A 25,008-nucleotide genomic window follows, 5' to 3' on the forward strand; every position below is an offset into this window, starting at 1 on the left:
CAGATAACTTAGCGTAACCTTTTGATAACATTTGACTAATCCGCCAGACAACAATTAATAGTTTTATTTATAATCAACGACGATAGTAAGGCTTTATCGTATAAAGAGAAACGACTTTTTTAATTTTTTAGCTCAACATCACACGTCATTCAGTGAGGTTTGACTTTAACCTCTTGACGCTTTTTCGTTCCACTAGAGTCGGCTCTAATTGTACGACCTGTGCCTCTGTTGATTTTTCATCCAACTTTCGGACAAGAGTCTCAACGGCAGCCTGCCCCAAACGGTACTTAGGCTGATGAATGGTAGTTAGCGATGGCGACATAAATTTCGCGATATGGATGTCATCGTAACCAATAATGGATAGGTCGTCCGGCACTTTAATACCGAGCTCATTTGCGGCGTTAATCACACCCATCGCCATCATATCGTTAGAGACGAAAATCGAGCTGGGTAATGCGCCACGCTGAGCCATTTTTTTGAACGCTTGATACCCACCCTCACATTCGAAGTCAGACTCAATGATCCAATTGGCATTAAATTCCAAGCCAGCTTCGTTCATTGCTCGCTTATAACCTTCGTATCGCATTTGCGCTTGGTGTTTAATCAAAGGGCCAGTGATGCACCCAATTTCGGTATGGCCGCAATCAATTAAGTATTTCGCCGCTAAGTAACCGCCACGAAGTGAGTTGTCTTGGATTTTATCGCTTGTAAATAGCATCGGCCCCCAGTCCATTACCACAACTGGGATATCTGGGTAACGCTCAAATACATCGATACGCTCTCCTTCTAGCGACGAGCACATCAAGATCAAACCATCGACACGCTTTTGCAATAGCGTATTAATGGATTGACGCATACGTTCGTTATCACCCTCGGTGTTACATAAAATGAGGCTGTAGCCTTTTTGGTAGCAGCTGCGCTCTACGCCTTTTACGACTTCGCCAAAGAATGGGTTGGTTGAGGTTGTCACGAGCATACCAATGGTTTTGGTACGATTGACTTTGAGGCTACGCGCCAACGCAGAGGGCGCGTAGTAGTTAAGCTCTTTTGCGGCATTGTTAACGCGTTCAGAGATCTCTTCGCTCACAAAACGCGTCTTGTTAATAACATGGCTCACTGTTGAAGTGGAAACCCCTGCCAGTTTTGCGATGTCTTTCATCGTCGCCATGTTACTACTCCTATTTTAATGAGGCGTTGTGCGCCTTATTGTTCAGCGAGAAACGCGTCCACCTCTTCGCGGGTTGGAATCGACGTTTGCGCGCCAAAGCGGGTCACAGAAATTGCAGCCGCCGCATGTGCAAACTTAATCGCTGATTCTAAAGGTAAATCTTCTAGGAGACCAGTGACGAATGCCCCATTAAATGTATCGCCCGCTGCGGTAGTATCCGTCGCTTCAACGCGGAAACCCGAGATGATTTCGCCTCGACCGTTTTGGCTTAACCAAACGCCTTTTGCACCGAGTGTGATCATGACGATTTCTATACCTTTACCATGTAGCACATTCGCCGCTTCTTGCGCGCTTTCGTTGTCTGTTACAGTAATACCTGTCAGAACTTCAGCTTCCGTTTCATTTGGTGTAATCACGTCAATGCAAGACAGTAATTCATCTGACAGTTCGCGAGCTGGCGCTGGGTTCAGAATGACATTGGTTTTGGCATCTTTCGCTACACGCGCAGCTTTCTCAATGCCGCACATCGGCGTTTCCAATTGCATTAGCAAGTAATCTGCTTGGCGAATACGCTCTAAATCTGGCTCAATCGCTTCTGCTGTCAGTTTGGCGTTTGCTTCAGCTGAAATGCAAATGCTGTTCTCACCACTGTCCGACACTTGAATCATCGCGATACCTGTCGGGCAATTTGGCTGCATCTTCACACCAGTGATATCGATGCCGTCCATTTTGAAGTTTTCGCGAATGTTAATGCCAAATGAGTCGTCGCCCACACAAGCGATAAAACCTATGTCTGCATTTAATCGCGCCGCCGCGACGGCTTGGTTGGCACCTTTGCCACCTGGGATAACTTGATAGTTGCGACCATGCAGCGTCTCGCCTGGGCGAGGGAAAGAAGGCACTTGAAGAACATGGTCAGCGTTTACACTACCTAACACCACTAACTTATTCATACGGTTATCCTCGGTTCTGAATGAACCCTTTTTAAAAACTGTTTAGGAAAATACATTAGATGACTTTAACTTCTCTTCCTGACGAAGGAGTCTCGATAAAAAGCCAAAGGCATCTATACCCCACACTTTGCAGTATTTTGGGTAAATTTGCCCTCACCTCCTAAACGACAGATATAAACGGAGGAGAGAGCAAAAATTAGGATGATTTATTGGAACTTGAAACTTACTTAGTGACTACTTTTAGTGGTACTGGGATGTACTCTTCTACTTCTTCACCTTTCAAAACTTTGTCAGCCGTTTCAACACCTAAAGCACCGATAAGGTCTGGTTGCTGAGCAATAGTTGCCGCTAGTTTGCCACGGTTAACTGCTGCAATGCCGTCTTCCGTACCATCAAAACCAACAATAACGACATCTTTGCCAGAAGCTTGAACTGCGCGAAGTGCACCTAGCGCCATTTCATCATTCTGTGCAAATACCGCTTGTACATCCGGGTTAGCCGCTAGCAGGTTTTCCATTACGTTTAGACCTTTTGTGCGGTCAAAGTCAGCTGGTTGGCTAGCAAGAAGATCCATATCGCTGCCCTTCACGGCATTCATAAAGCCTTCACCGCGCTCACGCGCTGCCGATGTGCCCGCAATACCTTCAAGTTGAATGACTTTTGCTTTTTCGCCTACTTTTTCCATGATGTAGTGGCCTGCCATTTCACCACCAATTACGTTGTCCGACGCGATGTGACTCACGACTTCACCACGGCTTGCACCACGGTCTAATGTCAACACAGGGATCTTAGAACGGTTCGCCATACGAATTGCATTAGACACTGCATCAGAATCCGTTGGGTTGATAAGAATTGCTTTTACGCCGCGAATACTTAAATCCTCGATGTTCGACAGTTCTTTACTCGGGTCATTTTGCGAGTCCAGTACAATTAAGTCGTACCCCAATTCTTTCGCTTTTGCTTCCGCACCGTCTTTCATCGTTACGAAGAACGGGTTGTTTAGCGTCGAAACCACAATCGCCATGGTATCTTGAGCTTGCGCCGCTACCGATACGGTTGAAGAAAGAAGTGCAGCAGAGATAAGAGTTGCAAGTTTTTTCATCGTTCTAGTCCTTTGTGTAGGGTGAGCCAGTACACGTCCCCTGACTCGGTTTGTATTCACTGTTTTATATATACAGATTGTTATGAATTACTTGTTTTTGTTGTCTACCAATACCGCAAGCAAGATAACCACTGCTTTTGCAATCATTTGGTAGTAGGAAGAAACATCAAGTAGGTTAAGTGCATTGTTCAAGAAACCGATGATCAGCGCACCAATCAAGGTACCCATGATACGGCCTTTACCGCCCATCAAGCTGGTACCGCCAAGAACAACCGCTGCGATAGCGTCTAGCTCGTAGCCCATACCTGCTGTTGGCTGCGCCGAAGAAAGACGAGACGTTACGATAATACCTGCAAGCGCTGCTAGCATACCGCAGATGGCGTAGACACCAATCTTCACTCGGTCTACATTGATACCTGATAGGCGAGTCGCAGACTCGTTGCCGCCTAGTGCGTAAACATAGCGACCAAAGCGCGTGTGGTTAAGTAAATACCAAGCCGCTGCGAACACAACCACCATTAACCAAACAGGAACCGGAATGCCTAGCGCGTAGCCAGTACCAAACCATGCAAACGCATCTGCGGTGTCAGTAAAGCCTGTCGAGATTGGACGACCTTCGGTGTACACCATGGTCACACCACGTAGTAACGTCATGGTAACCAGCGTAGCGATAAATGCCTGCACCTTACCCTTCGCAATAATGATACCGCTGATCGCACCTAACGCTGCACCTGCGACTAAAGCAGTGGGAACCGCCACCAGCACCGGAACCTCAAGCGCGATCATGCTTGCCGCAAAGGCACCACACAACGCCAATACCGAACCAACACTTAAGTCGATACCTGCGGTTAAAATAACTAATGTCATACCCACTGCGATAATGGCATTCACGGAGGTTTGACGAAGAATGTTGAGAATGTTGTCGACCGTAAAGAAGTTCGGGTTCAAAAATGACACAACAACGATCAGAAAGATCAGAGCTATCAGTGATTTTTGTTCAATCAGCCACTCTTTTGTGAACAACTTCTTGTTGCTCGTTTCGGTTGGTTTGCTCATGGTATTCGTACTCATGCTGCTTCCTCATTGATCTCTTTGCCTACGGCACAGGCGAGTAATTTTTCTTGATCGGCGTCTTTCGCATCAAATTCGCCAGTGATACGACCTTCATGCATCACTAAAATACGGTCGCTCATGCCGAGCACTTCAGGCATCTCGGAAGAAACCAAGATGATGCTCATGCCTTCGGCCTTAAACTTGTTGATGAGCTGATAAATCTCTTTTTTTGCTCCGACATCAACACCACGTGTTGGCTCATCCAGAATCAGAACTTTAGGCTTCGTCATTAACCCTTTCGCTATCGCAACTTTTTGCTGGTTACCACCAGATAAGTTGCCGATGATTTGATCTCGCGTTGGGGTTTTAATGTTGAATAACTTAATAAAATCTTCCACAGCAATCACTTCGTCGCTGTGTTGAATCTGGAAGCCTTTGGTCAGCTGGTTTAGCGAACAAAGTGACATGTTCTCCTTAACCGAAAGACCTAAAACCAAACCATCGCCTTTGCGATCTTCAGAGATGTAAGCGATACCATTTGCCAAACCATCTTGCGGGCTAACCGGGTTAATAGTTTTGTTATCAAGATTGATAACACCATGCTCACTAGGTAATGCGCCGTAAATGACTTTCATGAGTTCAGTGCGGCCTGCGCCCATCAAGCCAGAAATTCCAAGAATCTCACCACGCTTGAGAGTAAAGCTCACATCCTGAACGCCAGACCCAGTCAAACCAATGACTTCAAGACAAGTTTCGCCATGTTGGACATCAATACGTGGATATTGCTCTTCTAATTTTCGGCCAACCATCATTTCAATTAGGCCATCTTCATCAGTGTCGGACACCTTGCACTCACCGATAAACTTACCATCACGAAGCACGGTAATGTCGTCACAGATTTCAAAGATTTCTTTAAGACGATGCGAGATGTATACGATGCCGCATCCTTGCTCGCGAAGCTCATTAATCACTTTAAATAGTGATTCCGTTTCGGTATCGGTCAATGCGTCCGTTGGCTCATCCATAATGATGACTTTCGACTCAAACGAAAGTGCCTTTGCAATTTCCACCATTTGTTGTTCACCAAGGCTTAAATCGCCAAGCAATGTTTTTGATGAGTGCTTTACATTCAGACGTTTTAAAAGCTTGTCAGCTTCGTCATACATTTTGCCCCACTGGATACGCCCTAAGGAGCCAGTGAACTCTCGTCCCAAGTAAATATTTTCGGCAATCGTCAGTTCAGGAATCAGGTTCAGCTCTTGGTGAATAATGCTAATACCAGCTTCCTGTGAATCGCGTGGCCCTTTAAAGGCCGCCGGCTGACCTTGATATTGAATGCTCCCCGCATCCATGTGGTAAATGCCTGTCAACACCTTCATTAACGTTGACTTGCCTGCTCCATTTTCACCCATCAGCGCCATAACACGGCCTGGATAAACATTCAGGCTTGCTTTGTCGAGTGCTTTTACGCCCGGAAACGCCTTCTCAATTTCGCTTAGTTGTAGAATGGCTTGAGTCATAATCTGTCCTCAATATCTCTGGCTTAAAAAACCACGCCCGCTTGGAAAATAACGTTCGCATATGGCGAGCATTCGCCCGTTCTTACGATAGCGCGACTTTGGGCCGTGCGTGCTTTAAACGCTTCATGTGACACGTAGCTCACCTCAATAGATTTGCCCGTTTCTTCACTCTCTTTGCTCAGTTCGTTGAGCAACGCTTCATGCAAAACTGGGCTTGCATCAGAGAACTCTTCCGCAATGATGACCCCTTCGATTTGGGACTCAGATAGAATTACGCGAACAGTATCAAGAAAACTTGGTACCCCATGCGTTAGCGCCAAATCGATTCGCTGAACATGCTCTGGGATTGGTAGACCAGCATCACATATCGTGATCTCGTCGGTGTGGCCTAGCGTCGCCACCAAGTAAGAAATATCTGAGTTAATTAGGGTACTTTTTTTCATCTCATCGACCTTTCGGTTACACGTTCATACAACCATGAGCGCCTGTTTTAAAGTGTTTTCGTTATTAACAGAAAACTCATCGAAACGTTTCGATGAAATAATAATTCGTCATCGCAATTTGACCAGTGTGAGATCGATAAGGTGTGAGAATGATCTGTAATTCAATTGTCATTGAATAGGAAAAGTGCACTTGAGTCACACTTTACCATCGAAACGTTTCGATGACGGTATTTCCCTGTCATTACGGTTAGGTTTTATACAGGGAGGAAGGAAAAGAGACGTCCTACTACTGAGAAAACCTCTAGTTAATAAGCTCGAAACCTTTCACGTCATCACAATTCTTAGATAGCTGCCTGATTTTGGAGAACGCTCACCTTACAATCTGGTTACAATTTGCCAAAACACATCATCCGTTCAGTACCTTACCTGGTACGCGACGTTTGTAGGGACACAAACGGAAACTAAGAACCATAATGAAGTTAAGCAATAGAGTCATTTTGCTTGTCGCGCCAGTGATCTTATTAAGCGCGTTAGTATCTAGCTATATTATTTATAGCATTCAAAAAGTGACGCTCATCAAGCGGGAAGACAGCTATATTCAGTTGCAAATGGAAAAGCTCGCCGGGCAGTTTCGACAAGCGAATATTTTTCTTAATAGTTATGCCTATACGCTCAGTAAAAGTGATGTATTACAAGACTATTTGGTAAATCATAACAACCCCTATCGTGAACGAGTCTTGTTTAACCGATTAGACGAGACCGCTGAAGTATTGAGCCATGGTTACAAAGGCGATGCAAGCATGGCGATCCTCGACGGCAAACAAAACCTTCTCTACTACACAGAAAACAAATATTACGAATCATCAGGCGTGGTCGACCCAAAAGTGTTAGAGTACATATCACGAAGTTTCAATGAGAGAGAGGCTTTCAGTCACACTGGCTTTATTTATAACTCCAGTGGACAAAGCATTCTTCTTCAATATGAGGTCGTCGACAAAAGAACGGGGACTCACCCTTTGAGCTTTGACTCGAAAAATGTGTTTTTTGTGGTAGTTTCCGTATCACTTGAAGCCTTTAACGAGATTAAGCATGACATCGAGTTTGACACGCACAGCGTGATTACTTTCGCCGACAAACCCATTTATCTTGATATTCCTCTCGCTCAAACCATTGAGCTGCTGCCGCACTTTTATGCCGTGCTTTCTCCTGCCGAATATTTAATGTGGAATAAAGTCGATAAAGTGTGGCTAGAACTTGCTTTCTCCTTTGGCGTAGCGGCGTTTTTCACCATCACATTAATCATTTTGGTGTTGTACCGCTATGTGTTGCGCCCTGTTTCTCGCCTTGATAAGCAGCTGAACGAACTTGAATCTAATCAACGTGACAATATTGAAAAGCTAGAAACAAACGATGAAATAGGACGCCTCTCTGCACGCTTTTTTGATATGTATGAGGAACTTAATGTCATCTATAAAAAGACAAAACGCCTAGCTGAAACGGATCACCTGACGCAACTCGCCAATCGCCATCGTTTTCATGAGCTTGCCACTCGTGAACTTATCTCCCCTTCGCAGTTTCTGTGGGTTGTTTACGTCGATCTTGATAACTTTAAATACGTGAATGATAAATACGGGCATGAATTGGGAGATAACTTATTAAAAGTGTTCTCATCACACATCAAGAATGCCTGTCAAAAGTTCTCGCACGATTACAACAGCCCCTGCTTTGCCGCCAGGTTATCTGGTGACGAATTTGCAATTTTGCTGAGCTCAAATCAAGAGGTAAAACGCTTGCCTGATTTGCTTGCATCAGAGCTGCTAAAACCGATTAGTAATCTCAGTTCATCTTGGAGTAATTCATTTCCCGTTACGGCAAGCGTAGGTATTGCACAATATCCTCAAGACGGTACTGACATCGCGAAGTTACTCTCCAGTGCCGATGCGGCTATGTATCAAGCAAAACGGGCAGGGAAAAATCAATACGCCTATTATTCAGCCGCTCTCAATATTGAGTCTCAAAGACGAAGTCAACTTGAACGTGCGCTCCGAAAAAGCAATGTAGAGGAAGAATTTCACCTTGTTTTTCAACCCTATATGAGCAATCGAAGCAACGAAATTGAGGGGTTAGAAGTCTTGTTGCGCTGGGAAGCCGAAGGTATCGGCCCTATCCCTCCAAAGGAGTTTATTCCAATTGCAGAGCAAGCCGGATTATTTGATAAAATTGACCGCTGGGTTTTCGCCAATGCAACGGCGGAATACCATCAATTAAGGAATATTTTCGGTAAGGATATTGTTCTTTCGGTCAATCTTTCATCAGCAGAGCTAAACTCGATAGAAATGGCAAACTACATCCATGAACAAGCGACACTGCACAGTGTTAAACCAGAATGTATTGAGATAGAAATAACCGAAACCTTTGCCGCAGAACAACAAGGCACGGCTCTACTTGATGAGCTATCAAAACGTGGCTACCGTCTTGCAATTGATGACTTTGGTTCTGGTTACACATCGTTAACTCAGCTCGTTCAGTATCCGGTTCAAAAAATCAAATTTGATCGAGAGTTCCTCGTTACATTGATGAAGACCAACAACGGCCATGTGATCAAACCTATTATTGAGCTATGCCATGCCCAGAATAAAACGGTTACAGCAGAAGGTATTGAACACAATATGATGCATGAATGGCTATCGGCATACCGCTGCGACTATATGCAAGGCTATTTATTTGGCAAACCAATGACTAAAGAACAATTGAGCTTGTGGTGGCAATCGGCAAATGACGACAGTCGATTTGATGCGTCCATGGCCAGCTCAATTAGGGTTTCAAGAACATAAGTTAAGGGGAGACGTACAGCTGTCACAACTTTGGCGGCTGTATTTAGTTATATATGAGCTTCATTGATAGATGCTCAGCTTTTGTTCCCCCATACCTATATCTATGACTTTAGTCGAGTAAATCACTATTTATTCGTTTTTAAACCAACACTTCCTTGAAATCCAAACCGGTCAAATTCAGCGCTTTGACGCTATCGTACAAGCCACCTTTTTTGTCCGTGCAAAACGTTCTGAGCCCAGCACCTTTTACTCTGAACAAGTCAGATTCATTAACGGCTTCTCTATTCAAAACGAGTTTCTTAAACGGTCTAACACGACTTAGCTTACCATGACGAAGATTATACTCGGTAGCAGAGGTATCAATGGCATCAATTTGAGTGACAATGTTTAATGCTCGCCAAGGCTTTCCTTGTATATTTAATGGTAAAAATTCGACATTCTCGCTTAACACATTGAGCTTATCCGCAATAGAAGCGGATACAGCAAGAGTAAAAGATCCCCATGCTGCAATATCAGGCCTGGGTAATGGCTTTTCACCCTTAACGTCTAACCATTCAATATCAATACTTTTCCAACTGGCTTTAACAGACTCTCCATAGAGTTGGATAGGTTTGCTTGCCGTTACTTGAAGAGACATTTCCAATGGCGACTCTCGCAACATTGCAAAATCATTAACATTGGGAGTGACAATAAACACTTTATTAAATGCTGTCATAACCGTCCTTAAATCAATTTGAGCGCTTTCAAACCAAACCAAACCAAACCAAACATAATAGATAGAGTTTACTTTCATGTTCAAAAATTTAATGAATTCAGATCTGGCGTTCTTATCTTTTAATTTCTAAGTTTTATTATTTATATATTTTAATCCACACGATAGAATTATTTTTTAAATTTTTACTATGTACCCTTCCTTATGTAATCGAATAAATTAGAGAATAAACAATAGCACGCATCACTTCACTTTTGTCGAGCTCATCACTCTCACTTAAACGATACATTCACAAGTTCAATTTTTGTACGACTTAGACTTGGCTTTGTCAATCGTGAATTAAAAACAACCGATTCACCGCTGTTTTACTGCCTTTTCTTACCACCCTGTTGTTTATTCATACATTATAAATGCACTTATACACATAACGATTCGGCGTTACGATTTGTTACGAGTTAAATCACAAACTTTTGAGGTATTGGATAAAGCGTAGAAAAAGAAAACACATTGAAATAAAAAGAGTTTCTAAAGTACGAAAAATAAAACGCCGTTTTTATAAATTAGCAACTTCACAAATATCCTTAAACACAGTTTTATTAATTACATATATCAGATATTATTTACGCCGAAGCTTATAGAAACCATCGTTAAACTTCATATTTTATATAAGTTTCAATTAGTTAGTTTTTAACTCAAAAACTTATCGTCAACCCAATATCAAGCACCTAAGCGTGCAATAAGAAACATTGGGAATAGAATTATATTGATGTGCATGTTGTTTTAACGAATGCATGAAGCAATCGGTAAATTTGTAACACCATAGAGTTTTATTTAGCCAAGATGAAAAAGTTAATTTTATTATTTACATGTGCGCTGTTGTCTGTCTCACCTTTTGCTTTTGCAAAACAATCAGATAACGAACCCAGGGATCATTTACGACCAAAGCAAGTTGAACATGTGTTTAAACAAGCCAAGCTAGATGGCATAGTAGACTTTAAGTTGTTCAGTGACGCTTACATCGCTTATCAGAAGACACCCGATAGAAAGAAGTCGGTACTAACGATCATCGACTATAGTAAACCATCAACTGAAAAGCGTTTTTATGTGGTTGATTTAGATAAAAAGAAGCTAATCTACAATACGTATGTTTCTCACGGCGTGAACAGCGGAAAGAAAATAGCGACACAGTTTTCAAATGTCGTGAACTCGCGAAAAACATCATTGGGCACTTTTTTGACTGATACCACTTACTACGGCTCAAATGGCTATTCACTTCGATTAGATGGGCTAAGCTCTGGATTAAACGACAAAGCTCGCGAGCGTTACATTGTCGTGCACGGTGCCGATTACGCAAACCCTTCCTTTATCAAGAAGAATGGATACCTCGGACGCAGTTGGGGTTGCCCTGCTTTACCAGAGAAGTTGTCTCGCGAGATCATTGACACTATAAAAGGCGGCAGTGTTATTTACGCAAGCGCGTAATACCGATGCGACACATATGGGGAAGAAAAAAGAAGATTCTATTTCTTCCCCAGTAATAATCCTGTTAGCTTAATCGTCCTTGTGCAACGACTCTCTTTCCATTTTCGCTTACTCGAAAGCGAAAACTATTGTGTTATTCGCTGATATACCTAAGTGCGATCAGAAAACTCTGTTCATCCCCCTTCCATCTCGTTAGTATACGCTGAGTTCATCAGACACTGGCTTTCATCGTTATCATAGTTCCACTAAGATTCCTTAATCATGGTGGGTAACTGTGGCTTTATATGTTTAGGGTTACTTCTTGCGTTATCTACACCGTATATTATTGATGCTTTCTTTGTCCCTGCTCTCAGGGCTCATCACAGCTTCATATGCGCATGAGTGGCACCACACCAAACATTACACTTCCGAGCGCCTACTTAAACTCTCTCAACAAGACGATTTTGAGCTAGCACACACTGATTTTCATGCCTCAGCTTCTCTGAGCTCTTGGGGTTCAGAAAGTTACTACCTACATATAAAGCGCGAGTTGTTCGGGCTTGTCTCCTGTCGCCGAACATCAGCTACTGATGGCGTTTTATCATCAGATTTTACTCCTGATTATTTTTTACTTATTGCTTTCTCTTCTCCACCACTACTGGAGTTGGCAAAACAAGCATCTCGCTTACCTCTAGACAGTTATGGCGGACTCATGAGTCAACGCTCTCTTTATCGCCTCTCTGGAAGAAAGGAAGCGAACTTAATGTACGTCTTTACTCATGGTCGCAACGCCTTCTCTGTTGTTTAACTTTTTATGACATACAGAGAACACGAAAATGTAACGATAAGAGCCAATATGCTCATTGTTACTAGAACCAATTTGAGGTCCATATAATGACAAGAATCGCTACAACCATCGCACTAGCATTACTATTTGCAGCGGGCTCAACCTTAGCAAACACAGAAACTAAGCCAGAAGAAATGAGTAACGACACTCTGTTAGAGTGTGCCAACGTTTCTAACGCACGTATTGCAGTTCCGGAACACAGAGCGATGTTCAGACACTACTTAATGTCTGAGAGAGACTACAGCTTTGACCAGCTATCGTCTGCCGAACTTGAATTTAAAGCAGCAGATAAGAATGAGTCTGAAGTAGAGAACATCTACAAGTCTCAGTGCAAAGAAGTTGGCGAATACCTATATAGCATTGGCTATTAAATTCGAAACCCTAACGACACTCAAAAAGAAAGGCGCAATGTATGCGCCTTTCTTTTTACTGACAAAAACCTGTCGATTAGAGGTCTAATCTGCATACAAGCTTAAAAGTGCAAATCAAAGTAAACTTATTGGGAAAACTCTGACACATCCTTGGGTTTACAGGTCGCTCGACGTGCTTTAACAAACAAGAAACTAAGCACTCCAATCACAAGAGTAATTATTGGTGCCGCCATTAATAGCATTGTGATTGCTTTGCTCATATTTTCTGGTAGCAAAGGAAGTAATGAACCAAAACCGCATAATATCAGCGTCCATAAAATCGCACTCAGCCACGCAAAGTAATGGAATTTACTAATACGTTTCACTCGCAACCCCATCATTAATGGCAATAGGGAACGAACAACCGGAATAAACCGCGCACAAAAAAGCGCAATCAATCCATGTTTACTGAGTAATACGTCGACTTGTTCCAAACGCTTTTGAGGAACCGCACTCACCCAGCCTTGGACCTTAGGTAAGCGATTTAGCCACTTGCCTTGTAAATAAGCCGCCCAACTTCCCAACCCCGCACTAACAGCTATCACCAACATGATCATAATTGGGTCAAGGACGCCAACCGCCGCCAGCGTACCGGATAATACGACGACACTGTCGCATGGGAAAGGTGCAGCAGGAATAAAGCCACTTTCCAAAAAGATAATCACAGCAACAACAAAATAAACCAAACCTGCACTGCCTGGCGCCATTAACGCCGTGAAATCTTGATGCCAAAAAGCACTCAAGACCTGAATGATCGAATCAAACATAAACCGCTCCTAAGCATAATTAACCAAAAGTTGCAAAAACATGGAATGTGTTAGCGAGCATGTATAAAGCGGTATATGAAATTCGATTCTTTTCTCACTCCGATTCTGTATTTAAAGTGAGTAAAAATACTTTCAATACAACAACCTAAAGCCTCATTGCCGATGCGTTTTAGCCGCTTCATCGAGTAAATTGCCGAACGATGCGCCCACCATGCTACATCAAGCATTTCAAACCATTCGGGTTCTACATCGTCGTTCGAGCTCATTTCCTTAGCATGGCTAACCCTCAATACATTCCGGCTGTTTAAACTCGGGTAGTCTAGTTGTATTGGAGAGATAGGATGTTCTGAAAAGTGCTTCGACTTAGCGTCAACAGCAATATTCTGGTTATGAAAGGAAAGAAAATTTGGGTGTGAGTGCGCCAGGCTCATGCTCGGAGCCAACAAGCAGAAAAGTAGTCCGAGTAAAGCAATCAGGGTCGTACGCACAAAGGTAACCAAAACCAAAATAATAAGTTCTTTTAACCCTGTGCGTAACTATTGGCAATTAGTATTCTTAATCGTTAAGAATACTAATTATTTTTCACCGTAAGGGTAGCTTTCAAACATCTTCGCGATTTCTTCTTGGATGAGAGATTCTCTTTTCTCAGAGCTCATTGACTCAGACAGTTTACGACTTGAAACGCCTTTCCAAACGACTTGATTAGCCTTTGCATCAACCAGTTCAACCACCAACTTCCCATACTTACGTTCTTTATATCTTTCTGGGCTTGAAGTGATCACACCAAAGCTATTCCAGCCATAGCCAAAGCTCACCGACGATCCTGAAGAAACAAGCTCGGATTCTTCTACGATATCATGATGTACGTAAAGGTCACCGCCACTATTTACCTTAATTAAACCCTTACCCTCAAGCTGTTCAGCAAGCCCTTGCTCAATACGTCGACCATCAATACTGGTAGGAGCTTCCGCCTGAGCACCGAAGTCAAACGTTCTGTAAGCTGAAAAGTCGGCTTGTTTATCTACATCAGTTGTAACGGTAGTACAAGCAGATACCAGCATCACCACCAGCCCTAATATCAAACCTCTCATCATGTTAAATCTCCTTTGGTTAAGCTGACTGTTTCAGCAGAATTACCCTGTGTTATACATACGCATCAACAGTAAAAAGTAATCATTTCAATATCTAGTCTTGACCATGAAACGTGACTGTTCAATAAACGAGATTAACCTTTACACAGAAAATCTTGAATATCATCAACATCTAAACACCTAAGAATTCGGTGTTTACGACCTAATTGGAAGCCCCTAGGCTTAGTAGCGGAATCGCGAGTGCCACAAAAAACCAGAGACAATGAACACTTTAACATCAGTCCGCTACTTTTTTAGGCAACTGACAAACATTTGATGAGAAAAGACTTTTCTTTTTCGTCCAGTGTGGCATATTAACTGAGTCCTATCGATGCGCGGGCATCGTATAATGGCTATTACCTCAGCCTTCCAAGCTGATGATGCGGGTTCGATTCCCGCTGCCCGCTCCAATCTCTTTATCTCAATTTACTCATAAAAATCCGATGGCGGAGCGAACAAACGGCGGCAGCGTTGTTTCCATGATAAGTTTGGTCGAGTTACGTCATAAAACATGTCTTTCCATTCTGCAAACGTCACGCGGATGGGATTAAAGCTGTTTACAGGTTTAGAAACCCCATACCGAACCGTTTCCACCTCTGGTTCAAACGTTCCGAACATTCGATCCCAAATAATTAATACACCCGCATAATTTTTGTCGATGTACTGACGGTTCACACCATGATGAACGCGATGATGAGACGGCGTGTTAAATACCCACTCTAGTGGCCCGAGCGAACGAATTGATTGGGTGTGAACAAAAAACTGTAAGCCCAGATTAAACAACACAACGAAGACAACCCATTTTGGCTCAAAACCAATAATCACCAAGGGCAACCAAAAAATCCACATCCCCGCTAGCGGATACATTAAACTTTGACGAAAGGCGGTACTGAAGTTCATTCTTTCCGAACTGTGATGAACAACGTGCGCGGCCCACATCCAACGAATACGATGGCTAGCCCGATGAAACCAGTAATAGAAAAAATCTTGCAGGACAACAAGTAAAAGAAAAGCTGAGACGCTCATTTCGATATCAAACAAACGCCAATCAAACCACCACAAATACAACTGAGCAATCAGTAAACCCGTGAGTATGTCTGTCGCTTGGTGTAAGCCCGCAAGAACAAAATTACACGCTACTTCAGGGAAGTAATACGTCGCGCTTTCAGGCAAGCGTCCCCTTCTTTGTCCGAACCAATATTCGGCAAGCATGCAGAAAAAGAAAACTGGAGCCAGAATCATCAGAAGTAATTCTGGGCGGTCCATCAACTGCGTCCAATCCATTATGTTTCTACCATTTTGCATAGTGATCTTCAGTAAGACCCATAACTTCTTCTAACTGATGTTTGATGCCATTTCCATCGATAAGATAGCCAGAGAAATAACCGATGTACTGACGAAAGTTACTTTTGAGAAGCCAAAAATTTTTCTTCTCTGAGCGTCGATTCAAAGGCGTGAACTGTAAGTTAACTCGTTTATCTTCAGACGTAATATGCCACTTTTGCCCTTCATCACTTCGTGAAAACTGAAACTGCACAGGTTGCAAAAAGTGACGCTGACCATTAATCCACAATACATTTTCGCAATAGCCAGTTTCATTAACGCCAGCTGCCAAATTCAACCCCAGACGCCTGTCATCCTCAAAGCAATTGATACTCGCCCAGCGCCAACTTGTTTCTCGCCGCATGTACCCAGCGGAAAAATCGTAACCAGCAGCCACCTCTGAAAGATCTTGCTCTTTTCCTAATATGAACAAGTTACCGTCTACTGCTAACGCATTGTGCTTCTGAGTATATGTCCAACCCGCATAACCTGTTGGCGTACACAACATTAATGGCAAACTCATATTTTCTGGACGTAAATAGAGATCCGCATTGACTGACTCTGTCACAAAGTGGACGTGCCAAATACCATCCTTAATAGAAAACTGAACTCTTTTATTAGCAAGATGGGCAAGACTGCACCAACTGGAAGGCTGAGTTTGATAACCTATATTAAAAGGTTTCAACCATTGTTGCTCAATCAACTTATTCTTTTTAATATCAAACAGGTAGAAAAAGCCGGATGCTAAATACCGTATATCAGCAATCGCTACTCCAATGACGTAATCAGGTGTGACCAAATTGACGAACTGAAACTGCTTATAATCGCGGTAACGGCGCCACTTAGACACTGGCTTATCCATCTCATCAAGGTAGGTAAATTTATCTAGCTGTAACGATGTTGGAATTCCATCAAGGTGGCCAAACGCTGGTAGACCATTCTGCTGAATAAACGAGTTCAGAACCTTAAGCTCATCCATATAGTTGTCTTTTCACAAGTCATCACACACACAAACTTTAACACGACGTTAACATAAACAATTTGCGTAACTGCACAACAACATCGACTAAAGTGATTTCTGCTTGTTATATGTGAAACTGATCACTCAACCACCCGCTTACTTAGCTCGCCCTACCTATCTCAACCAACACTGCCCGGGTTAGAAGCTGCACATTCTCATCCGCAGGAAATACCACTACAACCATTGAATCTTGGTCAAAATCACTATTTAATGGAAATACATTCATATAAACTGATTGCTTATTCACATCAAGGAAGAAACCTATGTCATACACACACGATACTATTGTTGCGTTGCAACACAGTAGCCCTGCGCAAAAAGAATTTTACCAAGCGGTAGAAGAAGTATTAACTTCTCTCGCGCCGGTAATAGAAGGCAATAATAAATATAAGGAACAAGCGATTATCCAGAGGATCGTCGAGCCAGAACGTCAAATCATGTTTCGAGTTCCTTGGGTTGATGATGCTGGAAATGTACAAGTAAACAAAGGTTATCGAGTTGAATTCAACTCTGCTTTGGGGCCGTACAAAGGAGGATTGAGATTCCATCACTCAGTCAATGCGAGCATCATAAAATTTCTCGGCTTTGAGCAAATCTTTAAAAACGCACTGACTGGCCTTCCTATCGGTGGCGGCAAAGGCGGTTCAAACTTCGATCCTAAAGGAAAATCCGACGGCGAGATCATGCGATTTTGCCAATCATTTATGAACGAGTTGTACCGTCATATCGGTCCTGCCACCGATGTTCCCGCAGGCGATATCGGCGTCGGGGCGCGCGAAATTGGCTATATGTTTGGTCAATACAAACGATTGACGGGGCGCTACGAAGGTGTGCTTACAGGCAAGAGTCTTCTTTGGGGTGGATCACTCGCCAGAAAAGAAGCGACAGGATATGGCGCCGTCTATTTTGCAGAATGCATGCTCAACGACCGCAACGATTCATTGAAAGGGAAAACTTGCCTCGTTTCTGGTGCTGGCAACGTGGCTATCTACGCCATTGAAAAACTGTACCATATGGGAGCAACGCCGGTTACATGCAGCGACTCTCGAGGTACGATCTATCATGAGCACGGTATTGATCTTAAGCTCCTAAAACAACTGAAAGAAGTGAAAAGAGCAAGCTTAGAAGAATATTTAGAAACTTACCCTGAAGCAGAATACACACCAGAGGGCGACTATCCTAATGAAGGACATGCTGTTTGGCGATATCAGGCTGATGCTGCCTTCCCTTGTGCGACTCAAAATGAATTAACGTCAGACGACGCACTGGCTCTTATCGAAAACGGATGTATTTTGATTAGTGAAGGGGCGAACATGCCAACCACCCGTGATGCTGCCAATATTATCGTGGACTCGGACATAGCTTATGGGCCTGCCAAAGCAGCCAATGCAGGCGGCGTTGCAACCAGTCAACTTGAAATGGCGCAAAACGCCAGCATGCAAAACTGGACGTTTGAACAAGTGGATAGTCAGTTGCAAACCATCATGAAAAATATTTTCATCAATGCAAACGAAACCAGTAAAGAGTTTGGCCAACCTGGAAATTTAGTTTTAGGCGCCAACATTGCAGGCTTTAGAAAAGTCGCTGATGCAATGATTGAGCAAGGTGTCGTCTAGATGAACGAGCCAGCAGGATGACTGCTGGCTTAATATAACTCCGCAATAGGCCGCGCTTTTTGATAAAGAGCTCCACTTAATTCGCAATAAGCGTTGTCACTTCTGTTTTAACGGAGTTGGCGATAAAGCAATTCTCATGGGCCATGTGGTGCAGTTTTTCTAATTGAGATGGTGTCGGTTGTTTTTCACCTGAGAATGTTATCTTAGGGTTTAACGTTACCTTTGATACCCACTCTTTTCCGTTTTCGCCTTTTTCAAGCTCCCCTACCGCTTCATCTAAGTAACTGTCCACAACGTAACGCCGCTTTGCTGCAATAGACAAGAAAACGAGCATATGACAACTAGAAAGTGCCGCGACAAACGCTTCTTCTGGATCAACATTTTCTTCTACGGATAGTGGTAATGGTACTACGTGGGGAGATGGAGATGCTGGGACTTGCAACCCTCCATCAAATTGCCAAATGTGTGCCCTACTATACTTATTATCACTAAACTCTTCGCCAGCTTTACGATGCCATTTGATTAAAGCGGAATGCTTACTCATTCTAACTCCCTGATTTTCCGACGACGAATCAACACTATCCGTCCTTGCCACAGTAAACCACAACAAAATGAGTTAAGGAAAGCATCGCACTCACAGGGACTATAAAATCTGTTGAGGATCGGCATTGTTCTTCTGGATATCATCCAAAAGTCTATGAGACTGATGGATGTTGACCTGTAACCGATTGATCAGCATCTGCAACTGCTCAATCTCGGGACTTTGGTTGGCTTTAAGTTGAGTTTCCAGGGCCTCCGTTTGGCTCGCCAAAATAGGTAAACTTAGGTTCAGTGCCATCCCTTTCGTTTTGTGCAACGTCAGCTCTAATGAAGCAAAGTCTTCAGCCATAAAGTATTCAATAAGTTCATCAACAGAAGTCTCAAAATCGACAATAATGCTTTTTAGCAACTCGTCGAGCGCTTCTGGCTCATCTCGTAAAGAAGTAAACATGCCTGAACGGGAGAGTTCTTCCTCTGTTAACCTTAAGTTCTCGATTGGCTTACGTTGCAATTGAAGCACATTGCTGTCACTCGTTAGTGGCGGATTCTGTTTCGGTTCGAGTCTGGCGGCAAACTGTTTGAGAGCGTCTGAAAAGCTCTCATGCTGTAGCGGTTTCGTAAGCACATGGTCTGCTCCTGCTTCGATAAAGCTATCGTGAGCTTCACGAAATACGTCTGCCGTGTACGCAAAGAGTAATGTCTTGATACCTAACTCTTGTCGGATAACGCGTGTCGCCTCAACGCCATTCATCTCGGGCATATGGTTGTCCATCAAGATCAGGTCGTACTCGTTCTCTTTCGCCTTTTTAACCGCGATTAATCCATTTTCTGCAACTTCCACTTCATGCCCAAGCTTTTCGCAAAACCCTTTTGCCACAATGGCATTCACACGGTTATCATCAGCAAGTAGTATCTTTAAATGGTGTGATTTTGCGCGAGGTTTCGGTGCTTCTTGCTGCTTTTTCGGAGCAGATTCTACCCAAGGAATCGGCAACTCAACGATAAATTGACTTCCAACGCCTTCTATACTCTTCAGAGTAATATGGCCACCCATCAAATCGGTTAGTTTTTTGACGATGGCTAACCCAAGCCCTGTTCCGCCGAACCTTCGAGTCGTTGATGAGTCTGCTTGCTCAAACGAGTTAAAAATATGCTCGTGCTTGTCTGGCGCAATACCAATACCGGTGTCGCTCACGCGCATGACCAACAACTGATTCGATTCATCTAACTCAGTTCTAACCAGCACATGTCCTTCATTGGTAAACTTCACCGCGTTACCGGCGAGATTAAACAAGATCTGTCGTAAACGCGCACAATCTCCAGTAAATTCAGTATATTCAGAAACCTCGTTTTCCAAGATTAACTCGATATTTTTTTCATCAACAAGTGGTTTTATTGCGCTACACACCGGAGAAAGCACTTGATCGAGCTTAAACTTAGCTTGCTCAAATTCCAGTTTGTTTTCTTCAACTTTAGAAAAATCCAAAATATCGTTGAGGATCGTCATCAGATGCTGGCCAGAATCAAGAATAACCCTAATGTGCTCTTTCGTCGTCGGCTCTTTGGTCTCTTCTGCAATCATTTGAGAAAGCCCTAGTACACCATTCATCGGCGTTCTTAGTTCGTGACTCATTGCAGCAAGAAAATTTGATTTCGCTTTTGCCGCTCGCTCGGCTTTGTTTCTCGCCTCTTCAATTTCAAGATTCAACTGTTTTAAGCTATGCATTCGGTGATGTGACTGATAAACAAACGCGCTAACTAGAAACATCACCGCGATAAATACAAACAACCACGTAAAACGCGCCTCACTTTGAGCAATATTGAGTAACCGATGCTCTGAGCTTTCGACAAACTCAATATAAGTGTGATCAAGCAGTTCATTCGTCAGCAATTCAATTCTTTTATCACTCGTTTGAAGCCGTTTAAGGAAGTTCGCTTCCTTTTCACTCTCAACTTCAGTTTGTGTTAGAAGCAACTGGTTGAGAAATTCAAAATAACGACTGCCACCCAAAGATTGACCGCTCTCGGTAGAAACATCTTGCTGATATAAATTGAACAACATGAGTAATGCATACCGATTTTCTACCTGAACACCAATTAACATATCAAGCTTCAACGTTGTTTGAAGCACTCGCTCCTTAAACTGTTCAAGCGTATCCCTAACTTTTATACGATTGGGTGTCACGGGAAACCAAACTGATGCCTTTGATGATTCCAACAGTGCCTGTACTGCGATTTCTATCTCTACTAAAGATGTTGTTAACTCATAGTTTTTCCTATCTTCAACGGCATATCGGTTCACGATAACATCACGCTCTTCAATCAACTCATGTCCGATATTCATTAGCCCAGCATGAAATTCTTGAGCGTTTTTTGAATTCATATACGACATATACGCCAGTGTGCAGCACGTCAGTATCCCAATAAAAAAGCAAAAGTTGATCAGTTTGAATTTATTCATTTTCCAACACCTCTAAAATTATGGGTCTAGGTGCTGTCAACGACTGCAAGAATGCTTCAATGTCCGCGACATTCTCATCGTTCATCGTTATACCGAGCTGGGTTTTAGCCATGATTTGTATCGCGTCGGATAACTTATCGACTTGCCCATTATGAAAATAAGGACTCGTTAGCGCGACATTGCGTAAACTGGCTACTCTAAAATAGAATCGCTCTTCATCTTCTATCGTAACGAGTTGCCTGCCCGAGTCCTCTACTACTGGCTTATCCTTGAAATAGGCGAACCTTTGGATCATCGCTCCGCCGATATTTTTGCCCTGATGACACTGCACACAACCTGAAGTCTGAAATGTTTTCCAACCTCTGATTTGCTGTTCACTCAGTACATGCGTGTAACCCAATAAGTAAGCATCGAATGGTGCGCCAGGCGTCTGCAGCCCTTCAACAAACTCCACAATAGCGGACTTGATATTATGAACGTTAATCGGCAATTCACCGTCACGATTAAATAGAGCTTGATAATGTTCACTCTCTTTTACATATTGCTCTATTGTTTGCCAGTTTGAATCCATTTCCATTGGATTATGGATTGGACCATCAATCTGAGCCATCAAGGTGTTTTCCGTACCATCCCATAAAAAACGATAATTTAACGCTGCATTAAACACTGTTATAGAATTTCTAATTCCATCACCTTTCACCCCCGTAGAGACAGGTGTATTTTCAGCGCCATTGGTTTGCAGATTGTGGCATGTCGCGCAGCTGACATTACCATTTGACGATAATTGAGGATCGCGGAAGAGATGCCAGCCAATTCTCGCTAGCTTAATATCCACATTAGGATCACCCTGTATGGGCTGAACTAGGGAGATATCACCTAACATCTTCGCGTTTCTTGCGGTTGTTGTTTGGCTCAAAATGAGTGTTACAACAGCTAGTGCGATTGCGCTGAATTGCCTCATCAACTACATACCTTAAACTTATCATTGATATGAATTTAGTTGCATTTTGGCGTTTTTTCCACCGACAGGAAGTTGAAAAAACGAGTTAAGTATTGCTTTGTTTAAGGCTTTGGTTGAAGAGGGAGTAATAAGGCGAATAGGAAGAAACCTATCGCCTTATGAGTAGCTAACGTATTGAAATCTGAGTTTAGTGTAGAAAAGCCAAAAACCGTTGAAACCAAGTCACCTCTCCATACGAGATCAGATCGAAAATAGTAAAGAATACGGCACAGATAACGGCCAACTTAATCAAACGCTGAACAATAAACATAAACATCACAATTACCAATAATTTGCTTTAGTTTACTATCTCACACAGCGTTTATATATAAAAATGTAGTCTCCTAATTAGCCTCGGCAACTTATTCATTAGAACCTATACTCAAGCATCTCTAAGTTATTTGGATATACTTGAATTAGGATTTCAAAAAGTCCCTGTGACCACACAAGGAGGACTGCATGAAACGACTATGGATATGGTTCTTACCTTTACTCTTGATTGCCAGTCAAGCACTGGCGAATACCGTTTGGATTGTTCCTGTCAAAGGCGCTATAGGGCCTGCTACTAGCGACTATTTATCTCGTGAAATAGAAGAAGCTCAACTAAACGGTGTCAGTTTAGTGATCTTAGAGATGGACACACCAGGCGGCTTAGATAGCGCAATGCGAGATATTATTCACGCGATTACCACCTCCTCGACTCCCATTGCAACTTGGGTCGGCCCATCTGGTTCTAGAGCTGCCAGTGCAGGAACATACATCTTGCTCGCTAGTCACGTAGCCGCCATGGCTGAAGCGACAAACCTCGGAGCTGCAACGCCCGTCGCGTTAGGTGGTACGCCTCAACCTCCTTCATCGGATGATGGCAAAGATCAAAACGCGGAAGAAACGCCAGAAGGAACCAACGAAGGTTCAGAGAAAGTTCCCGCGAAAACCGCAATGGAGAAAAAGGTGATTAATGATGCTAGAGCCTATATTAAAGGCTTAGCAAAGCTTCATGGCCGAAATGCAGAGTGGGCAGAGAAAGCAGTGAGCGAAGCAGCGAGTTTGGACGCCACAGAGGCATTGGAATTAAACGTTATTGATTATATAGCCAACTCACCAGAGGATTTAGTCAAAGCCATTGATGGACAAACTGTTAAAGTTAACAATCGTGATGTGACATTGTCACTGGAAAATCCCGTATGGATTGAAAGAACACCCGACTGGCGAGCAGAAATGCTAGCCGTTATAACCAATCCAAACGTTGCCTACATTCTAATGCTCATCGGCATCTACGGTTTACTTCTTGAATTTTACAACCCAGGAATTGGCTTACCCGGTGTGCTAGGTGGGATTTGTCTGCTTCTTGCCATGTACGCACTACAAATGATGCCCGTCAACTACGCAGGTCTTGGTCTGCTGTTACTCGGTATTGCACTAATGATAGCGGAAGCATTCAGCCCGAGCTTTGGTATTTTGGGCTTAGGCGGCGTTGTCGCCTTTGTACTCGGTTCGATATTTCTCATGGACAGTGAGTTACCAGGATTCCAGATCGCCCTTCCTTTGATTTTTGGTATTGCCATATTTTCCGTGGCTCTAATCGTGCTGACCGTCGGCCTGCTGCTCAAAATTCGTCGCCGGCGTGTAACGACGGGTTTAGAGACTTACCCTGGGAAGGTCGCCGTGGTAAGCGATGACTTTATCGATGGCGAAGGACGCGTTCAACTCAACGGTGCGTTATGGCGAGCTAAAGCCAAAGACCATCAACAATTCAAACAAGGTGATCACGTCACCATTGTTAATGTTAAAGGGCTGACCTTAACTGTGATGCCTGATGACCGCCAAAATAAATAGGAGGCGCTTTATGATGCTCTATACCGTTGCGGTGATCGTGGTGCTGCTGTTCGCACTAGCGACCCAAATGTTCAAGGTTTTGAGAGAATACGAACGTGGGGTTGTGTTCTTTCTTGGTCGATTTCAAGAAGTCAAAGGACCTGGTTTGATCATCCTTATCCCATTTATTCAGCAAATGGTGAGGGTTGATTTACGTACTGTCGTTTTGGATGTGCCGACACAAGATTTAATTACCAAAGATAACGTTTCTGTGCGCGTCAACGCGGTCGTTTATTTTCGTGTAGTTGATCCTCAAATGGCGATTAACAATATTGAAAGCTACAGCGATGCTACCAGCCAGTTAGCACAAACCACGCTGCGCTCGGTATTGGGTCAGCATGAACTCGATGAATTGCTATCAGAGCGAGAACGCCTCAATAAGGATTTACAATCCATTCTCGATCAACAGACTGATGACTGGGGAATCAAGATTGCTACGGTTGAAGTCAAACATGTTGATTTAAATGACAGCATGGTCAGAGCCCTAGCCCGTCAGGCAGAAGCAGAACGTAACCGTAGGGCGAAGATCATTCACGCTACTGGTGAGTTAGAGGCTTCAAATAAATTAAAAGAAGCAGCGCAAATGCTCAACGAAGCACCGAATGCATTGCAATTACGTTACATGCAGACACTCACTGAAATCACTACAGACAAAACATCCACTATTATTTTTCCAATGCCGATCAATCTTGTCGAAGCTGTCAGTGATATCGCCGAAGCGGTGAAAAAGAATAAAGAGACACAAGATAAGTAAGATTCTGCCCCTAGGAAG

At 43.2% G+C, this 25,008-nt stretch carries 22 protein-coding genes and 1 tRNA gene; 8 read left to right on the top strand and 15 right to left on the bottom strand.

Features of this window, described 5'->3' with window-relative positions:
• Positions 1 to 145: 145 nt before the first annotated feature.
• From R7Z10_RS03625 to rbsD, 6 genes are all read right to left on the bottom strand, one after another.
• Positions 146 to 1,168, bottom strand: a complete 1,023-nt coding sequence (locus R7Z10_RS03625; protein WP_005373138.1) for a substrate-binding domain-containing protein — start codon at positions 1,166 to 1,168, stop codon at positions 146 to 148.
• A 35-nt stretch (positions 1,169 to 1,203) separates the two neighbouring features.
• Positions 1,204 to 2,121, bottom strand: coding sequence for a ribokinase (gene rbsK, locus R7Z10_RS03630; protein ID WP_047101385.1), 918 nt, complete (start codon positions 2,119 to 2,121; stop codon positions 1,204 to 1,206).
• 223 nt (positions 2,122 to 2,344) lie between these two features.
• Positions 2,345 to 3,223, bottom strand: coding sequence for a ribose ABC transporter substrate-binding protein RbsB (rbsB, locus tag R7Z10_RS03635; protein WP_005373143.1), 879 nt, complete (start codon positions 3,221 to 3,223; stop codon positions 2,345 to 2,347).
• Between the two features lie 87 nt (positions 3,224 to 3,310).
• Positions 3,311 to 4,294, bottom strand: a complete 984-nt coding sequence (rbsC, locus tag R7Z10_RS03640; protein WP_005373145.1) for a ribose ABC transporter permease — start codon at positions 4,292 to 4,294, stop codon at positions 3,311 to 3,313.
• The gene (gene rbsA, locus R7Z10_RS03645; RefSeq protein ID WP_005373147.1) at positions 4,291 to 5,796 is read right to left on the bottom strand and encodes a ribose ABC transporter ATP-binding protein RbsA; all 1,506 of its coding nucleotides are present in this window, start codon (positions 5,794 to 5,796) and stop codon (positions 4,291 to 4,293) included. The genes rbsC and rbsA overlap by 4 nt, the downstream gene beginning before the upstream one ends.
• A 23-nt stretch (positions 5,797 to 5,819) precedes the next feature.
• Positions 5,820 to 6,239, bottom strand: coding sequence for a D-ribose pyranase (gene rbsD, locus R7Z10_RS03650; RefSeq protein ID WP_005382620.1), 420 nt, complete (start codon positions 6,237 to 6,239; stop codon positions 5,820 to 5,822).
• 473 nt (positions 6,240 to 6,712) lie between these two features.
• On the opposite strand from rbsD, the gene R7Z10_RS03655 reads away from it, so the two are divergent.
• Positions 6,713 to 9,073: an EAL domain-containing protein gene (locus R7Z10_RS03655; protein ID WP_318103996.1), complete on the top strand. Its 2,361-nt coding sequence runs from the start codon at positions 6,713 to 6,715 to the stop codon at positions 9,071 to 9,073.
• 139 nt (positions 9,074 to 9,212) lie between these two features.
• On the opposite strand, the gene R7Z10_RS03660 is transcribed toward R7Z10_RS03655, so the two are convergent.
• Positions 9,213 to 9,788, bottom strand: coding sequence for a DUF1629 domain-containing protein (locus R7Z10_RS03660; protein ID WP_318104129.1), 576 nt, complete (start codon positions 9,786 to 9,788; stop codon positions 9,213 to 9,215).
• 837 nt (positions 9,789 to 10,625) lie between these two features.
• On the opposite strand from R7Z10_RS03660, the gene R7Z10_RS03665 reads away from it, so the two are divergent.
• From R7Z10_RS03665 to R7Z10_RS03675, 3 genes are all read left to right on the top strand, one after another.
• A complete protein-coding gene (locus R7Z10_RS03665; protein WP_318103999.1) occupies positions 10,626 to 11,267 on the top strand; it encodes a murein L,D-transpeptidase catalytic domain family protein in 642 nt (213 codons plus the stop codon).
• A 328-nt stretch (positions 11,268 to 11,595) separates the two neighbouring features.
• On the top strand, positions 11,596 to 12,054 hold the full coding sequence (locus R7Z10_RS03670) for a hypothetical protein (RefSeq protein ID WP_017633653.1): 459 nt from the start codon (positions 11,596 to 11,598) through the stop codon (positions 12,052 to 12,054).
• Positions 12,055 to 12,140: 86 nt separating this feature from the next.
• Positions 12,141 to 12,464 (top strand): hypothetical protein, encoded by a 324-nt coding sequence (locus tag R7Z10_RS03675; protein ID WP_005373158.1) that lies wholly within the window; start codon positions 12,141 to 12,143, stop codon positions 12,462 to 12,464.
• Between the two features lie 125 nt (positions 12,465 to 12,589).
• Here the strand turns inward: R7Z10_RS03675 and R7Z10_RS03680 are convergent, their stop codons facing one another.
• The 3 genes from R7Z10_RS03680 to R7Z10_RS03690 form a co-directional block, all read right to left on the bottom strand.
• Positions 12,590 to 13,270 carry a DedA family protein gene (locus R7Z10_RS03680; RefSeq protein WP_318104001.1) on the bottom strand — a complete coding sequence of 227 codons (681 nt, stop codon included), beginning with the start codon at positions 13,268 to 13,270 and terminating at the stop codon, positions 12,590 to 12,592.
• A 50-nt stretch (positions 13,271 to 13,320) separates the two neighbouring features.
• Positions 13,321 to 13,701, bottom strand: a complete 381-nt coding sequence (locus tag R7Z10_RS03685; protein WP_318104003.1) for a hypothetical protein — start codon at positions 13,699 to 13,701, stop codon at positions 13,321 to 13,323.
• Between the two features lie 144 nt (positions 13,702 to 13,845).
• Entirely contained in the window at positions 13,846 to 14,364 is a 519-nt protein-coding gene (locus tag R7Z10_RS03690) for a DUF4136 domain-containing protein (RefSeq protein WP_005382627.1), read from the bottom strand.
• Positions 14,365 to 14,735: 371 nt separating this feature from the next.
• Between R7Z10_RS03690 and R7Z10_RS03695 the strand changes: the two genes are divergently transcribed.
• Positions 14,736 to 14,810: transfer RNA gene (locus tag R7Z10_RS03695), tRNA-Gly, on the top strand.
• Positions 14,811 to 14,826: 16 nt separating this feature from the next.
• Here R7Z10_RS03695 and R7Z10_RS03700 read toward each other — a convergent pair.
• Together R7Z10_RS03700 and R7Z10_RS03705 are read right to left on the bottom strand one after the other, a co-directional pair.
• Positions 14,827 to 15,684 (bottom strand): sterol desaturase family protein, encoded by an 858-nt coding sequence (locus tag R7Z10_RS03700; protein ID WP_005373167.1) that lies wholly within the window; start codon positions 15,682 to 15,684, stop codon positions 14,827 to 14,829.
• Between the two features lie 7 nt (positions 15,685 to 15,691).
• The gene (locus tag R7Z10_RS03705) at positions 15,692 to 16,702 is read right to left on the bottom strand and encodes a DUF2804 domain-containing protein (protein WP_064354710.1); all 1,011 of its coding nucleotides are present in this window, start codon (positions 16,700 to 16,702) and stop codon (positions 15,692 to 15,694) included.
• Positions 16,703 to 17,007: 305 nt separating this feature from the next.
• Between R7Z10_RS03705 and gdhA the strand changes: the two genes are divergently transcribed.
• Positions 17,008 to 18,360: an NADP-specific glutamate dehydrogenase gene (gene gdhA, locus R7Z10_RS03710; RefSeq protein ID WP_318104006.1), complete on the top strand. Its 1,353-nt coding sequence runs from the start codon at positions 17,008 to 17,010 to the stop codon at positions 18,358 to 18,360.
• Between the two features lie 76 nt (positions 18,361 to 18,436).
• Here the strand turns inward: gdhA and R7Z10_RS03715 are convergent, their stop codons facing one another.
• The 3 genes from R7Z10_RS03715 to R7Z10_RS03725 all read right to left on the bottom strand — a co-directional run bounded on the left by R7Z10_RS03715 (position 18,437) and on the right by R7Z10_RS03725 (position 22,244).
• The gene (locus tag R7Z10_RS03715) at positions 18,437 to 18,904 is read right to left on the bottom strand and encodes an OsmC family protein (protein WP_005373176.1); all 468 of its coding nucleotides are present in this window, start codon (positions 18,902 to 18,904) and stop codon (positions 18,437 to 18,439) included.
• Positions 18,905 to 19,003: 99 nt separating this feature from the next.
• On the bottom strand, positions 19,004 to 21,361 hold the full coding sequence (locus R7Z10_RS03720; protein ID WP_250654669.1) for an ATP-binding protein: 2,358 nt from the start codon (positions 21,359 to 21,361) through the stop codon (positions 19,004 to 19,006).
• Positions 21,354 to 22,244, bottom strand: coding sequence for a cytochrome-c peroxidase (locus tag R7Z10_RS03725; protein ID WP_225466146.1), 891 nt, complete (start codon positions 22,242 to 22,244; stop codon positions 21,354 to 21,356). The genes R7Z10_RS03720 and R7Z10_RS03725 overlap by 8 nt, the downstream gene beginning before the upstream one ends.
• A 576-nt stretch (positions 22,245 to 22,820) precedes the next feature.
• On the opposite strand from R7Z10_RS03725, the gene R7Z10_RS03730 reads away from it, so the two are divergent.
• Both R7Z10_RS03730 and R7Z10_RS03735 read left to right on the top strand, forming a co-directional pair.
• Entirely contained in the window at positions 22,821 to 24,197 is a 1,377-nt protein-coding gene (locus R7Z10_RS03730; RefSeq protein WP_053307604.1) for a nodulation protein NfeD, read from the top strand.
• A gap of 10 nt (positions 24,198 to 24,207) precedes the next feature.
• The gene (locus R7Z10_RS03735) at positions 24,208 to 24,990 is read left to right on the top strand and encodes a slipin family protein (protein ID WP_005373196.1); all 783 of its coding nucleotides are present in this window, start codon (positions 24,208 to 24,210) and stop codon (positions 24,988 to 24,990) included.
• Positions 24,991 to 25,008: the final 18 nt, after the last annotated feature.

The sequence above is a fragment of the Vibrio sp. Vb1018 genome, from assembly GCF_033338775.1.
GTDB classification, from domain to species: Bacteria; Pseudomonadota; Gammaproteobacteria; order Enterobacterales; family Vibrionaceae; genus Vibrio; species Vibrio alginolyticus.

Bases quoted from the DNA above. Each gene is read 5' to 3' on its own strand.
- R7Z10_RS03690 (WP_005382627.1), bottom strand. From the start codon at position 14,364: ATGATGAGAGGTTTGATATTAGGGCTGGTGGTGATGCTGGTATCTGCT.
- rbsD (WP_005382620.1), bottom strand. From the start codon at position 6,239: ATGAAAAAAAGTACCCTAATTAACTCAGATATTTCTTACTTGGTGGCG.
- rbsA (WP_005373147.1), bottom strand. From the start codon at position 5,796: ATGACTCAAGCCATTCTACAACTAAGCGAAATTGAGAAGGCGTTTCCG.
- R7Z10_RS03720 (WP_250654669.1), bottom strand. From the start codon at position 21,361: ATGAATAAATTCAAACTGATCAACTTTTGCTTTTTTATTGGGATACTG.
- R7Z10_RS03660 (WP_318104129.1), bottom strand. From the start codon at position 9,788: ATGACAGCATTTAATAAAGTGTTTATTGTCACTCCCAATGTTAATGAT.
- R7Z10_RS03665 (WP_318103999.1), top strand. From the start codon at position 10,626: ATGAAAAAGTTAATTTTATTATTTACATGTGCGCTGTTGTCTGTCTCA.
- R7Z10_RS03685 (WP_318104003.1), bottom strand. From the start codon at position 13,701: ATGAGCCTGGCGCACTCACACCCAAATTTTCTTTCCTTTCATAACCAG.
- R7Z10_RS03735 (WP_005373196.1), top strand. From the start codon at position 24,208: ATGATGCTCTATACCGTTGCGGTGATCGTGGTGCTGCTGTTCGCACTA.
- rbsC (WP_005373145.1), bottom strand. From the start codon at position 4,294: ATGAGTACGAATACCATGAGCAAACCAACCGAAACGAGCAACAAGAAG.
- R7Z10_RS03705 (WP_064354710.1), bottom strand. From the start codon at position 16,702: ATGGATGAGCTTAAGGTTCTGAACTCGTTTATTCAGCAGAATGGTCTA.
- rbsK (WP_047101385.1), bottom strand. From the start codon at position 2,121: ATGAATAAGTTAGTGGTGTTAGGTAGTGTAAACGCTGACCATGTTCTT.
- R7Z10_RS03625 (WP_005373138.1), bottom strand. From the start codon at position 1,168: ATGGCGACGATGAAAGACATCGCAAAACTGGCAGGGGTTTCCACTTCA.
- R7Z10_RS03670 (WP_017633653.1), top strand. From the start codon at position 11,596: ATGCTTTCTTTGTCCCTGCTCTCAGGGCTCATCACAGCTTCATATGCG.
- R7Z10_RS03730 (WP_053307604.1), top strand. From the start codon at position 22,821: ATGAAACGACTATGGATATGGTTCTTACCTTTACTCTTGATTGCCAGT.
- rbsB (WP_005373143.1), bottom strand. From the start codon at position 3,223: ATGAAAAAACTTGCAACTCTTATCTCTGCTGCACTTCTTTCTTCAACC.
- R7Z10_RS03725 (WP_225466146.1), bottom strand. From the start codon at position 22,244: ATGTTAGGTGATATCTCCCTAGTTCAGCCCATACAGGGTGATCCTAAT.
- R7Z10_RS03675 (WP_005373158.1), top strand. From the start codon at position 12,141: ATGACAAGAATCGCTACAACCATCGCACTAGCATTACTATTTGCAGCG.
- R7Z10_RS03715 (WP_005373176.1), bottom strand. From the start codon at position 18,904: ATGAGTAAGCATTCCGCTTTAATCAAATGGCATCGTAAAGCTGGCGAA.
- gdhA (WP_318104006.1), top strand. From the start codon at position 17,008: ATGTCATACACACACGATACTATTGTTGCGTTGCAACACAGTAGCCCT.
- R7Z10_RS03700 (WP_005373167.1), bottom strand. From the start codon at position 15,684: ATGGATTGGACGCAGTTGATGGACCGCCCAGAATTACTTCTGATGATT.
- R7Z10_RS03655 (WP_318103996.1), top strand. From the start codon at position 6,713: ATGAAGTTAAGCAATAGAGTCATTTTGCTTGTCGCGCCAGTGATCTTA.
- R7Z10_RS03680 (WP_318104001.1), bottom strand. From the start codon at position 13,270: ATGTTTGATTCGATCATTCAGGTCTTGAGTGCTTTTTGGCATCAAGAT.